At 66.7% G+C, this 13,141-nt stretch carries 13 protein-coding genes; 4 read left to right on the forward strand and 9 right to left on the reverse strand.

Features of this window, described 5'->3' with window-relative positions:
• Nucleotides 1–3 precede the first annotated feature (3 nt).
• Entirely contained in the window at nt 4–186 is a 183-nt protein-coding gene (locus tag HQ354_RS10560; protein ID WP_068429847.1) for a hypothetical protein, read from the forward strand.
• Nucleotides 187–213: 27 nt separating this feature from the next.
• Here HQ354_RS10560 and HQ354_RS10565 read toward each other — a convergent pair whose 3' ends face one another.
• The 6 genes from HQ354_RS10565 to HQ354_RS10590 form a co-directional block, all read right to left on the reverse strand.
• Nucleotides 214–1,464, reverse strand: a complete 1,251-nt coding sequence (locus tag HQ354_RS10565) for a reverse transcriptase family protein (protein WP_240931412.1) — start codon at nt 1,462–1,464, stop codon at nt 214–216.
• Nucleotides 1,465–1,679: 215 nt separating this feature from the next.
• Complete coding sequence (locus HQ354_RS10570) at nt 1,680–3,065, reverse strand: FAD-binding oxidoreductase (RefSeq protein WP_167678775.1); 1,386 nt, start codon at nt 3,063–3,065, stop codon at nt 1,680–1,682.
• A gap of 14 nt (nt 3,066–3,079) precedes the next feature.
• A complete protein-coding gene (locus tag HQ354_RS10575; protein WP_068429842.1) occupies nt 3,080–3,865 on the reverse strand; it encodes an SDR family NAD(P)-dependent oxidoreductase in 786 nt (261 codons plus the stop codon).
• Nucleotides 3,862–4,731, reverse strand: coding sequence for a PCC domain-containing protein (locus tag HQ354_RS10580; protein WP_254303600.1), 870 nt, complete (start codon nt 4,729–4,731; stop codon nt 3,862–3,864). Before HQ354_RS10580 ends, HQ354_RS10575 begins: the two co-directional genes overlap by 4 nt.
• Nucleotides 4,728–6,314: an AMP-binding protein gene (locus HQ354_RS10585; protein WP_084423911.1), complete on the reverse strand. Its 1,587-nt coding sequence runs from the start codon at nt 6,312–6,314 to the stop codon at nt 4,728–4,730. Before HQ354_RS10585 ends, HQ354_RS10580 begins: the two co-directional genes overlap by 4 nt.
• On the reverse strand, nt 6,311–7,480 hold the full coding sequence (locus HQ354_RS10590; RefSeq protein WP_068429833.1) for a thiolase domain-containing protein: 1,170 nt from the start codon (nt 7,478–7,480) through the stop codon (nt 6,311–6,313). The genes HQ354_RS10585 and HQ354_RS10590 overlap by 4 nt, the downstream gene beginning before the upstream one ends.
• 139 nt (nt 7,481–7,619) lie before the next feature.
• On the opposite strand from HQ354_RS10590, the gene HQ354_RS10595 reads away from it, so the two are divergent.
• On the forward strand, nt 7,620–8,810 hold the full coding sequence (locus HQ354_RS10595; protein ID WP_240931413.1) for a zinc-binding dehydrogenase: 1,191 nt from the start codon (nt 7,620–7,622) through the stop codon (nt 8,808–8,810).
• A gap of 4 nt (nt 8,811–8,814) precedes the next feature.
• Here HQ354_RS10595 and HQ354_RS10600 read toward each other — a convergent pair whose 3' ends face one another.
• Nucleotides 8,815–10,008, reverse strand: a complete 1,194-nt coding sequence (locus HQ354_RS10600) for a CdaR family transcriptional regulator (RefSeq protein WP_068429831.1) — start codon at nt 10,006–10,008, stop codon at nt 8,815–8,817.
• Between the two features lie 151 nt (nt 10,009–10,159).
• Between HQ354_RS10600 and HQ354_RS10605 the strand changes: the two genes are divergently transcribed.
• Together HQ354_RS10605 and HQ354_RS10610 are read left to right on the forward strand one after the other, a co-directional pair.
• Nucleotides 10,160–11,509, forward strand: a complete 1,350-nt coding sequence (locus tag HQ354_RS10605; RefSeq protein WP_068429828.1) for an MFS transporter — start codon at nt 10,160–10,162, stop codon at nt 11,507–11,509.
• 45 nt (nt 11,510–11,554) lie between these two features.
• Nucleotides 11,555–12,025: an ATPase gene (locus tag HQ354_RS10610; protein ID WP_068429821.1), complete on the forward strand. Its 471-nt coding sequence runs from the start codon at nt 11,555–11,557 to the stop codon at nt 12,023–12,025.
• Here HQ354_RS10610 and HQ354_RS10615 read toward each other — a convergent pair.
• Together HQ354_RS10615 and HQ354_RS10620 are read right to left on the reverse strand one after the other, a co-directional pair.
• Nucleotides 11,998–12,468: a MarR family winged helix-turn-helix transcriptional regulator gene (locus HQ354_RS10615; protein WP_068429818.1), complete on the reverse strand. Its 471-nt coding sequence runs from the start codon at nt 12,466–12,468 to the stop codon at nt 11,998–12,000. The two genes, HQ354_RS10610 and HQ354_RS10615, sit on opposite strands and share 28 nt — an antisense overlap.
• Nucleotides 12,465–13,076: a DJ-1/PfpI family protein gene (locus HQ354_RS10620; RefSeq protein ID WP_068429816.1), complete on the reverse strand. Its 612-nt coding sequence runs from the start codon at nt 13,074–13,076 to the stop codon at nt 12,465–12,467. The genes HQ354_RS10615 and HQ354_RS10620 overlap by 4 nt, the downstream gene beginning before the upstream one ends.
• Between the last annotated feature and the right edge of the window lie 65 nt (nt 13,077–13,141).

Consider the following 13,141-nt stretch of genomic DNA (forward strand, 5'->3'; position numbering starts at 1 on the left):
CTCATGCACGACATCGCAGACGTCTGCGAAGGCACGCTCGTCATTCACGCAGTCGGCGACGCGGAATGCACCGACCCAGGCTGCGTGGATCTCGAGTACGTTCGGCACTACCTCGTTCTCGACTGCGCCGAGATCACCGGCGGATGCCAGTGCGTCGGCGAAATCGAGCTGACGCGCGCCTCCTGAACCGGGCGATACGCGTCGAACAGGTGGTCAGGACCAGTTCACGCGTTCTGCGAGCTCGAGCAATTTCCGACGCCTCGTAGCGCTCGTCTCGCCGATGCGTGCGATGCGGCCGTAGAGATGGGCTCGAAAGTCGCCGTGCCCAGAACGGTTCTGCGCCTCCGGGCCCGTCCGTGCGCAGTTGTGCAGTATCGCTCGGAGCTCGTCGTACTCGGATCGCGGCACCGCAGGCCACTCGTTCACGACGAGGCCCGTCAACTGCTGTCGCTTGTGCGAGCGTCGTACGCGGGTTTTGTTCGGATGCAGCATGAATCCCTCGTCACGCACGATGTGTCTGACCACCCAGAGCACCCTGTCGACGTCGCACGTTCCGGAGAACGCCAGGTCGTCGGCATATCTCGTGTACCGCAGGCCCATGGAACGGGCGAGACCGGTGAGCCGGATGTCGAGCATCCGGGCCGCCAGGTTGGCCAGAGCGGGTGACGTCGGGGCGCCCTGCGGCAGGTGACGGGTTCGCAGCAAGGACGCTGTCTCGTACGGAACGCCGGCCAGTTCGCCCGCCGGAGCGCTCGTCGTGCACAGGTACGCAAGATTCCACGCGACCGTCCGCGGGTAGCCGAGGGCGTCGAAAATCGCGACGACTCTCCCGATTCCGATCGACGGGAAGAAGTCCTTCAGATCGGCGGCGAGGACGACGTCCCGGCCGGCGTGCGGGATCCCGAACGTGCGAGGGCTTCGGCCGGTGACGAAGCCGTGTGCCGCACCGTGCGCAGGAACCTGATCGAGTATGCGACGCAAGACTTTTCGCTGAATCTCACGAAGGCGAGGCTTCGGAATTTCGAGCACCCGAGCGCCGGACCGTTTCGAAATCGACGTGGCCCGGTAGTGCCGGAGCGTCGACGACGCCGTCTTCAGTCGTTGTTGCGCGTCGGCGAACCATTCGATCTCGTCGATCGTCAGGTTCAACGATTCCGCGAGGTCGCCCGTCGAGAAGTAGCGGGGAACGTCGAAGCGCCAGGGCTTCGGGCCGGACGTTCTGCGTTCGGGCTCCTCCGACTTCTTGTCGGGCAACCGGGGAAGATCAGCAATGAGCCGGTACAGGGATTCCTCGTCGAACGGCGGTGACGGGTACAGGTCGATCAACCGGTCCGCGAGTCGCAACGCCTTCACCCCCAACACCGGCATGAACGCCTCCTCGAGACGGTCACGCGTCCACGGAACGTCGGATGCGAGCTCGGCCAGAAACGCAGCCATCGGCGTGGTGAACTCGCGTGGGTTCATCCGTGCGGTCCCGGGTGCAGCGGCGACGGGCGACCTGAAACTTTCGTACTCGGCGCCGTCTGGCACGCGGAGCGTGCGGAGCGGCGTCGGACGCAGTGACCGGTTGTTCTCTCACACCCAGGGGTTACCCCTGAGGATGGTCGCGCGGACCAACTCTCGCCCGTGCGCCGCTGCATGGTGTCCAATATGCCATGTGCGCGCGAATGTATAGCGGGCTATACATTCGCGCGCACGGGTGCCGCAGGCGCACACCCCGGATTCAGGATTCCCGTGGGGTCGAGCGCAGCCTTGACCGCCCGCTGCACCTGCATCGACGTCTCGTCGTGCTCGACGGCCAGCCAGCCGGACTTCAGTCTGCCGACACCGTGTTCGCCGGTGATGGTTCCGCCGAGATCGAGCGCGCGCCGAGTGATCGCGTCGAACGCCGACAGTGCCGCGGCTTTGCTCGAGGCGTCGGACTCGTCGTAGATGATCGTCGGATGCAGGTTGCCGTCGCCTGCGTGACCGAACACTCCGATCGTCAGACCCAACTCTGCGGCGAGTCCTTCGATGTAGCCGATGAGATCGGTGATGCGCGAGCACGGGACGGCGACGTCGTCGAGCAACCAGTCACCGAGGCTTTCCAGCGCCGGCAGCGCGAGACGACGCGCTTCGAGCAGCATCGCGGCCTCGGCCTGATCCGAGCTGACGACGACGTCGGACGCACCAAGCCGGTCGCACGTCGATTCGATTGCAGCGAGGACGGATTCGGCGTCGACGTCGTCGCTCTGCACCAGCAGGAGTGCGGCGGTGTCCTCGCCCATACCCATCTTCGTCATCCGGTCGACCGCCTGAACCGTTGTGCGGTCGAGGATTTCGAGCATCGACGGCGTCGAACCGGACGACGCTATCTCGGCCACCGCCAGACCAGCTTTTTCGAGCGTGGGGAACGACGCGACGAGCGTACGGGCCTCGCGAGGCGCAGGCAGCAGCTTGACCGTGATCTCGGTGATGACGCCCAGCGTGCCCTCCGAGCCGACGAGCAGATGCGTCAGGTCGTACCCCGCGACGCCCTTGACCGTGCGCCTTCCGGTGCGCAGAATTCGGCCGTCCGCGAGAACGACCTCGAGCGCGAGCACGAAATCGCCTGTCACACCGTATTTCACGCAGCACATTCCGCCCGCGTTGGTGGCGACGTTGCCGCCGATCGTGCTGAACGCGACGCTGCCCGGGTCCGGCGGATAGAACAGTCCGGCATCGGCTGCCCGCGCACGCAGATCCGCCGTCACGACGCCCGGCTCGACGACGGCCAGTCGGTCGACGGTGTCGATCTCGCGGATTGCGGTCATACGGTGCAGACTCAACACGACGGCACCTGCGGTCGCATTGGCTGCGCCGCTCAGTCCACTTCCTGCACCACGCGGAATCACGGCCACCGAATTACTGTGTGCCGCTGCCAGACACGCGGACACCTCCGCCGTCGTTCGGGGAACCAGAACCGCCGCGGGCGGTGCGCTGTCGGTGAATCGCGACTGATCGTGCGCGTACGACGCCACGATGTCGGGATCGGAGATGACGATCTCCCGCGGCAATGAATCGATGAGGGCTTCTACCGCAGTCATTCCAGCTATCGTAGTCACAGCGCTCGCACCGCCAATCCCCCGTCGACGGGAAGGCAGACCCCGTTGACGTATGCGGCCTCGTCCGACGCCAGGAAGACCGCCGCAGCAGCCACGTCCCACGGCGAACCCATGCGACCCGTCGGGCTCGCGGCGTGACGGGCTTCGATCGTCGCCGGATCCGCCCCACCGAGCTGACCTGCGACGAGCGGGGTGTCGATCAGGCCGGGAAGCACTGCGTTGACGCGTATTCCGCGCGCTGCGTACTCGAGTGCGAGCGAGACCGTCAGCTGGTTGACCGCCGCCTTCGTCGCCGAATAGCTCGGGTACGTGAAGCCGGTGTACCGGATACTCGCGGTCGACGACACGTTGACGATCGAGCCACCGCCCGCGGACAGCATCAGCGGAATCGTGTGCTTGCACGTCAGGAAGACCCCGGTCAGGTTGACCGCGAGCGCTGCATCCCACGTCGCCCGGTCCATGTCGGTGATGTCCCCGACGGTGGTGACACCGACGTTGTTGTGCAACACCGTCGGTGCACCGAATTCGTCGGCGGCCGCAGCGATACACTCCGCCACCTCGGCCTCCTGCGTCACATCCGCACCGAACGCTGCTGCGGTGCAGCCTTCGTCGCGAATCATCTTCGCCGTCAGCTCGGCCTCCTCGGCGCTGCGATCGACGGCGACCACGGTCGCACCCTCGCGAGCGAACGACACCGCAGCGGCACGGCCGTTTCCGACGCCCGATCCGCTCGACCCGGCGCCGAAGACCAGTGCAACCTTGCCCGCCAGACGGCCCGTCACGACCCGATCTCCTCGACCAGAAGCTCGAACGTCACCGCGACGAGGTTCCCGCGCTCGGCGAGTTCTCCGACGTGGACGGCGCCGTGCCGATCCATCACCAGCACCGACAGATGAGTGTCGTCCGGTCCCATGTGGCCCGCGATGGCCACTTCGGTGGCCGGGCCGTCGACGGACACCGGATCGCCGTCGCGCAGAAGTGTTGCGCCGACCAGGCTTCCGAGGCTTCCACGAACCGATGCCCGACGCATGTCCGCGTTCCCCATCACCTCACGCACCGCATCGTGGATCTCGACGCCCGGACGCACCCGGGTCATGACGGCCCGTCGCGTGCCTGCCACCGAGCCGATACGCGACGCCGACGGCGTGAAGACCGGCATCAGCGTCTCGGAATCCTCGCCGCTGGTCAGTGCGACCGAGTCGAATACGTGCAGCACGATCTCCACCGGCGTGGCCCCGACGACGGTGTCGGGCCACAGGTGTCCGCCGCGCAGCTGCCCGTATGCGTCGAACCACGCTGCGTGGCAATGCATGAACCGCTCACCGTCACGACGTCCGACGGATGCGCTACCGCCGATGATCGTCGCAGGCGTCACGGCCTCGTGCGTCTCGCTGTACCACGCCGCACGCGATCCGTCGTGGCACAGATCCGGAATGCAGTACGAGACGCGCGCCAACGGGCCGCCGAGCAGCTCGACCTGCGCGGAATCCGCACCCAGACGCGCTAATTCGTCGTCGATCGCGTCGACCAACCGACGGCCGGGCTCGAGCGAGATTCGTTCGACGGCCGTCGCGCACGACACGGATTCGAGGCGCTGGGGAGCCCGAGGGCCGGGATGCACCAGCGGAGCGAGGAACGTCGAGGTCACGACGCCCCCTCCAGAACCGGTGCGTACGGCCCCCATTCGCGAGCCGCCAGTTCGTCGCGAATGGTGCGCTTGACGATCTTGCCGTACCCCGACTTGGGCAGCGCATCCCAGAACAGCACGTGCCGCGGCAGTTTGTATCGCGCCATCTTCGCTCCGAGCCATGTCGTCAGCTCCTCCGCGGTGACCGACTTGCCCTCGGCGAGAACGCAGATCGCGACGCCGACCTCACCCCACTTCGGGTCGGGGACGCCGAGAACCGCGACCTCGTCGATCGCGCCATGGGTGAGGATCTTCTCCTCGATGTCGCGCGGGTGGATGTTGGAACCGCCCGAGATGTACATGTCCGACGACCGCCCCGTCACGTAGACATAGCCGTCGGCATCCACGACGCCGAGGTCACCGGTGCGAAACCATCCGTCGCGGAACGCATCCGCGTTGGCCTTCGGATTGTTCAGGTACCCGGCGAACACGGCGGGTCCGGCGACGCAGAGCTCACCGATCTCCCCGGAGGGCACTTCGGCACCCGACTCGTCCTGGACGCTCACGAGCATTCCCGTGCGGGGGAATCCGCACGTGCCGGCCGAAAGTCCCTCGGGCACAGGCCGACCGTGCTCTCGACTCGGCAGCACCGTGATGTTGCCCGTGACCTCGGCGAGCCCGTAGTACTGGACCAGCACCTCGCCGAGGATCCGACGCGCACGCTCCTGATCGGCCGTGTACATCGGCGCGCCCGCGTAGATGACGTACTGCAGCGACGAATGGTCGTGCTCCTCGACGGCCCGATGGTCGACCAGAACCTTCAGGATCGTCGGGACGGTGAACATGTTGGTCACCCGTTCACGTTCGACGAGGGACCACACCTCCGCCGGATCAAGACTGACCGAGGACGGCAGAACCGTCGTCGCACCACGCGCGACCTGCGGCAGCATGTGCATGCCCGCCCCGTGCGACAGTGGAGCGACGACGAGGGACGCGTGGTCGGAATCGGTCGTCGGCATGAGATCGGCGAGGTGGTTGTTGATGACGAACCCGAGTTGGTCGTGGGTGAGAATCGCCGCCTTGGGGGTTCCGCTCGTGCCGGACGTGAAGAAGTACCACGCCGGGTCGCCCTCCCACGTCGACACCGCAGCCGGAATGCCCGACGGCACAGCCGATATCGCGTCGTCGCTGCTGCTCTCGATCCACAGCACTCCGCCCGAGAGCTCGTGCGCCGCGCGAATCGCGTCGACGTGCGACCGCGTCGACGAGTGCCCGATCACGACGACGGGACGGCACACTCCGGCGATCACGACGACGTCGTCGTCGTGCAGCCGCGAATTGACCGGTGCGAGAACAGCTCCGACGCGCCAGGTCGCGAACATCGCGGTAATGAACTCGGGGTGGTTGGGGCTGTCGATCAGCACGACGTCGCCCTTGGACACACCACGGCGTTCCAGTTCGGCGGCGAGCGAGTCCACCTGCGAGTTCAGTTCCCGCCAGCTCCAACGTGTTTCACCGTGTACGACGGCAGTACCGCCCGCGACCCTGCGCGCGGTCTGGCTCAGAATCTCGGCCAGGTTGACCGCTCTGCGCGTCGTCGTCATCGTGTTGCCTCCAGAACAGTTGCGTAGTTGGCGACTGCCGCGCCGCCCATGTTGAAGACCGCAGCGCGATCGGCCGTCGGCAATTGCATGTCCCCTGCCTCGCCCGTCAACTGCAGTGCGGCCATGACGTGTTGGGACACACCCGTCGCACCGAGGGGGTGGCCCTTCGCCTTCAGTCCCCCGGAACGGTTCACCGGCAGGATGCCGTCACGCTCGGTGCGTCCCTCGGCGAGTACCTCGGCTCCCTTGCCCGGCGCCGCGAGCCCGAATGCTTCGTACTGCAGCAACTCGGCGATGGTGAAGCAGTCGTGCGTCTCGAGAAGATCGAGATCGTCGAGGGTCGTACCCGCGTCGGTCAACGCGCCACGGAACGCCCGGGCGGCACCGTCGAACGCCAACGCATCGGCGCGACGGGCGATCGCCAGATGGTCGTTCGCCTGTGCACGGCCGGCGATGCGGACGGAGCGTCGGGCGGTGGCGGCAACGTCGGGCAATGCGACGACCATCGCCGCCGCGCCGTCGGACACGAGAGAGCAGTCGGTGCGCAGCAGTCGGCCGACGACGGTCGGGTTCTTCTCCGACGGTGTTCTGCAGAAGTCGAACCCGAGGTCGCGGCGCAGGTGCGCATACGGGTTGTCGACGCCGTTGCGGTGGTTCTTCGCGGCGATGCGTGCCATCGCGTCGTGGGGATCGTCGTACCGTGCCGCGTACTGATCGGCCAGGTCGGCGAACACTCCGGCGAAACTGCCCATGTGCGACTCCGACGCGCGGTGGCAGCCGGCGAGCAGGATGTCGTTGATCTTGTCGTTCCGCGTGGCGGTCATCTTCTCGGCGCCGACGACGAGGGCGATGCGGCTTCGACCTGCCTGCAGGTTGTCGAGGGCGGTGAACAGCGCGGCACTACCCGTCGAACATGCATTTTCGACGTGGATCGAGGGAACCAGCGCGAGGTCGGGTTGTCCGGCGCCGACCAGGGCGCCTTCGAAACCCTGCTGGGAGAAGCCGTTGTTGAACACGCCGACGGTGACGAGGTCGACGTCCTTCGCGTCGACGCCCGCGTCGGCGATCGCCGCCAACGAGACCTCGGCGATCAGGGCTTCGACGTCGGGACTCTCGCTCTTGCCGAACTTGGTGTGCGCCCAGCCGATGATGTGCGGTGCGGTCACGTGGCTTCCTCTCCTCGTCGTGCGTGAGGCAGGTCACTTCCCCACAGTCAGTCATGGTGGTCCGCGAGGGCACGCGGGAGAACCGCCCTCCGACGAGGACCCGAACCGTCATTTCCTCTTTTTGTCGAACGACGTCCGGATGCGACAGAAAGAGGAAAGCCCGTCCTGTTTCCTCACTCCCGGCCCGATGCCGGTGATCGGCGTCACGCACACACTGGGCGGACCCACACCGCGGAACGAGAGGCCTCACAACGTGCGCGCAGTGCTCAAGACCGAGCCCAAGCCGGGATTCGACCTGGTGAACGACCTGCCCGATCGGCCTCTCGGCCCGGACCAGGTGCGCATCGACGTCGGCGCGGTGTCCGTCTGCGGAACCGACCGCGAGACGTACGAGTACGGGCCTGCCGTGCGCGACCTCGGTCTGCGTCTACCGGTCGTCACCGGGCACGAGTGCGCGGGCGTCGTCGTCGAGATCGGACGGGATGTGTCCGCTCTGCACGTGGGTGACCGCGTCGCCGTCGAAACGCACGTCGCCTGCCTGGACTGCTATCAGTGTCGACGCGGCAACGCACACAACTGCCTGCGGATGGATCTGCTCGGACTGACGATCGACGGCGCGTTCGCGGAGCGTCTCGTCGTTCCTGCGTCGACCTGCTTTCGACTTCCCGACGAGCTGTCCCTCGAAGCCGCCGCGTTACTCGAGCCGGCGGGCAGTGCGATGCACGCGGTCCAGCGCAGCGGTCTCGACCTGAGTGGTGCGCACGTCCTGGTCAGTGGTGCGGGACCCATCGGTTTGGCTGCACTGCAGATTGCGCTGGCACGCGGGGCGAACGTCCTGGTCGTCGAACCGAATCCGCATCGTGCCGCGATGGCGGCCGAGCTCGGGGGAACCGTGGTCCCTGCCGGGGACGGACTGATCGACCGCATTCGCGACCTGACCGGCCCGGCGGAAGGCGTCGACCTGGTGCTCGAATGCTCGGGCGCGCTTCCCGCACTGGAAGCAGGACTGGACGCGGCGCGGCGTGAGGGGACTGTCGTCAGTGTCGGCCTGACGGCTCGACCCGTCGAACTCAGCGCGACGCGTCACCTCATCAGCCGAGGTCTCACACTGAAGGGCAGCTTCGGCCGTCGGATCTGGGATTCGTGGACCGAGCTTTCGGCGCTGGTGGCGTCGGGGCGCGTCGACCTGTCGCGTCTGGTGTCGCACCGGATGGAGCTCGAGGACGTGGAAAGCGCGATCGAGCTGCTGACCGGCGACGCCTGCAAGGTCGTCCTGTATCCACAGGGTGTTCCGCAGGAACTGCGCTCGAAGGAGCTCACGGCGAGCTGACGTGTCAGAACGGTTCGATCCCCTCGGCCCGCATGAGATCGGCGACGCGTAAGCCCAGATGCAGGTTCAGCCGGACGGTTCCGTCGTCGAGGTCGACGCCGATCGCGTCGCGAATTCGGTCGAGCCGGTAGTACAGCGTCGTCCGATGGATGAACAGCGCCTCGGCCGCGGCAGGTCCGGAGCCTGCATGATCGAGGAAGGCACGCAGCGTCTCGAGCAGTCTGCCGGATCGGTCGGCCTCGGCGAGGCGACGTAGCTCGTCGGGGACGGCGGTCCTGTCCCACTGCGCCGTCGGCACCCGGGCCAGCACGCCCAACACCCCCGCGTTCTCCCAGGCGACGACGGGGTCCTGGCCGACGCGTCGCGCGATCGACGCCGCGAGGCCCGCCTGACGTGCCGACAGCCACGCGTCGGCGAATCCTGCGGCTTCGGCTCCGACGCCTGCGGTGATCGACGCTCCCCGACCGGCCACGTCGGCGGCGTCCCGTGCCATCGCGCGGGCTTCGGCGACGATCGTGTCGAGGTCACGCATCGCCGTCGCGAGATAGACGAGATGGCCGGACGACCCGTCGACCGCGAGCAAGGCGTCACCTCGACTGCGTGACCGGGCGGCCACGAGCGCATGCCGCAACGCGATCGACGTCAGATCCGTGTCGGTGCCGTGGTGCAGCATCAGGGTGACGACGCGTACCGCGCCCGGCTGCACGACGAGTTCCGCCAGTGCCGATTCGCGCCGACCGTCGTCGAGTCCGAGCGCGGCGGCGACGAGCGCCTCCGACTGGGCCGAGTCCTGCGGCGCACGATCGACGACCATGAGGGGTGCGATCTCCGCGGCGACCTCGCCGATCCGTGTGAGCTCGCCGTCGGTGATGCCGCCGTCGGCGTCGATGACGAGGATCTGCCCGAGCACCTCTCCACGCCAGCGAATGGGCACGCCCGCGCGCGAGTGCAACCCGATAGCGTCGGAACCGGCGATCCGTCCCGGCTTCGTCCACTGGTTGATGCCACTGGCAAGCAAGTGACCGATGGCTTCGCTGCCCGCGTCGCGGTTGAGCATGGCCCTGATGCGCACCGGGTCCTCGTCGCCGAAATGCCTGCTGGCGAACAACATTCTGACGTACGGATCGTTGACCACGACGGACCGACCGAGCTCGTCACCGAACCGATCCACGATGGCCTGCACACTGTCCCTGGACATGCGCTGAGCGTACTCATCGCCTTTTCGACAAAAAGAGGAAACCCGTGGCCGAGCCTTCGTCAACCGACTGTCGTGACTCAGGTCACTATGGATGCAAGGTATGTGAGCCCGCCACGAAATCGACGGGTTCAGACCTCGAGACTGGAGCGCGATGACGTCACGAACACACTCCCCCGCCGAACCGGCGTCGGACGATCAGATGGCAAGCCGGGTGATGCGCAAAGTCGCCCTGCGGCTGATTCCGTTCCTCGGCCTCGCGTACTTCCTGAACTACATCGACCGCACGAACATCGCGTTCGCGAAGCTGACGATGAGCGAGGACCTCGGCCTGACCGAGACCGCGTACGGCCTGGCGAGTGGCTTGTTCTTCGTCGGCTACATTCTTCTCGAGGTCCCCAGCAACCTCGCGCTGCACAAGTTCGGCGCACGACGCTGGATCGCTCGAATCCTCGTGTCCTGGGGGCTGATTGCCGCTCTCATGGCGTTCGTTCCCAACGCCACGTGGCTGAACATCGCTCGCGTCGCACTCGGAATCGCCGAGGCCGGCTTCTTCCCCGGCATCATGCTGTACCTGACGTTCTGGTTCCCCCGCGCGGTCCGCGTGCGATTGGTCGGCGTGTTCATGGTGGCCCTGCCGCTGTCGAGCGCACTGGGCGCACCGATCTCGTCGGCGATCATCCAGTACTGGCACGGACTGTTCGGCCTCGAAGGCTGGCGCGTCATGTTCCTCGTCGAGGGCATCCCGACCGTTCTTCTCGGCATCGCCGCGTGGTTCTACCTCACCGACCGCCCGCGTCAGGCGAAGTGGCTCAGCACCGAGGAGCGCACGTGGCTCGACCGACGCATGGAAACCGAGCACTCGGAAACCGCCGACACCGGCCACGTCTCGGCCCGTAGCTCGCTGCGCAACCCGAACGTCTGGCTGCTCGGCGTCACCTACTTCGGCATCGGCTACGGCTTGTTCGCCATCAGCTTCTTCCTGCCGACGATCGTCGCCGGCTTCGCGAAGCAGTTCGACACGACGTTCTCGATCGCGCAGAACGGCCTGATCGTCGCGGTTCCGTTCCTGATCTCGTCCGTCGCGATGATCCTGTGGTCGCGACGCTCGGACCGGCTGAAGGAACGCATGTGGCACGTCATCGTGCCGACCGCGTTGGCCACCGTGAGCGTCCCGGTCGCGATGTACATGAGCTCGCCCCTCATGACGATGGTGGTCATCACGCTCACCGCCGTCGGAATCTTCTCGGCGCTGCCGGTCTTCTGGTACCTGCCGACGACGTTCCTCACCGGTGCCGGCGCCGCCGCCGGAATCGCCCTGGTCAACACCATCGGCGCCTCGGCAGGGCTCGTCGCGCCGTACATGACGGGATGGCTGCTCGACGCCACCGGCAGCTCCAAGACTGGCCTCTGGGTCGTCGGCGGGTTCATGGCAATGGCCGTCGTGCTGCTGCTCGTGCTGCGTGGGCGGTTGGCGGCTTCGCCCGTGCGCGCGAATGTATAGCGGGCTATACATTCGCACGCACGAGGGGCACTGCATAATGCCCGCATGGCACCCACCGGAATTCTGCGCCGCACCGATACCGGCGTCGACCTCGAGTTGACCCGAACCATCTCCGCGCCGCGCGAGGACGTGTGGGCGACGCTCACCGACTCCGACCGCACCGCGGGATGGTACGGACCATGGGAACGTTTGTCCGAGAACAGCATTCGCGTCCAGATGCTGTTCGAGGACGGCGCACCCTGGATGGACATGAACATCGACGTGTGCGAAAGCCCTTCTCGCCTGGCCGTCTCGACGACAGGTGGCTGGCAGCTCGACGTCCGGCTCACCGGCGCGACCACACTGACGCTGATCCACCACCTGTCGAGCACCGAGGGCGTCGGCGAAATCGGGCCTGGGTGGGAGTACTACCTCGACATGATGCTCGCCTCGCGCGACGGCACCCCGCTGCCGAGTTTCGACGACTACTACCCGTCGCAGAAGGAGTACTACTCGACGCTGGGAGTGGAGCGATAGCGACGGGACGCGGCGACGATCCTCGCGATCGACTCGCGGGTTCGTTTCAGCTCGTCGAGACCGACCTCCTTGCCGACGGCGTCGGCCCAGGCGTGCTGGTCTTCTCTCAGCCTCCCGAGGGTATCCCGCCCGTTCTGCGTGGGCCGTAACAGCTTGGCGCGTCGGTGTTTCGGATTGTCGACGTACTCCGCCCAGCCCTTGTCGACGAGGATGTCCGCCGTCCGCTGCACGGATTGGCGAGCGAGACCGAGGCCGACGCGTCGGGCGATCTCGGCGACGGCCAACGGCTCGTCGAGCGTGGCGCCCAGTACCTGCCACCATGCGGGCGTCAGACCGGCCGGCTCGGCGATGTCTTTCGCCGCGGCCAGGAATTCGCCGTTGAGCTCGAACGCCGGCAACACCAGGCTCGTCAGCGCATCCCCGGCGGCAGAGCGGTCGCTCACGCGCCGCCGCCGGCGAGTACGTCGTAGTACTTCTTCTCTCCCGTGCTGTAGAGGCCGTACCAGGCGTCGACGATCGACTGGGGGAACAGCTGCAGCAGTTCGAAGATCGCCTTCGAGAACTCGAGTGGTGCAGTTCCCGGTGCCGTGACGAGTGTGCCGTCGACGACCACCCGTGCGTCTTCGTAGTAGAGGCTGCCGCTGTATTCGGTGGCGCTGGTGAGGAATTCGAGCGCGTTGCTGGTGTGCTTCTTCGCATTCAGCAGGCCGGTTCGCGCCAGCCCGAGCGTCGCGCCGCAGATTCCGCCGACGGGCGTGCCCTTCTCGACCAGCGCCGACGCGAGTCCGAGAACCTTCTCGTGCCCCTCGTTCCACGTGTTCCCGCCCGGAAGAACAAGCGCCGCAACGGATTCGGTGTCGAGGTCGGAGAGGTCGCCGTCGGGCCGGACATGCAGTCCGCCGAGCGTCGTGACTTCCTGCCCGTCTTCGGACAACACCCGCAGCTCGTACCGGTCGTCACCCTGTTCCCGAGCCATGGCAACCCCGGCAACCAGGTAGCTGTACTCCCAGTCCGCCATGGTGTCGGTTGCGTACAGAACGATCGTCGACATCGCTACCTCCGTATTTGACAGTGTGCTGTCAACTATAACGCAGCGAACCCCGCACGCCCACCCCC

Source organism: Rhodococcus sp. BP-261 (assembly GCF_019835205.1).
Classification (GTDB): Bacteria; Actinomycetota; Actinomycetes; order Mycobacteriales; family Mycobacteriaceae; genus Rhodococcoides; species Rhodococcoides kyotonensis_B.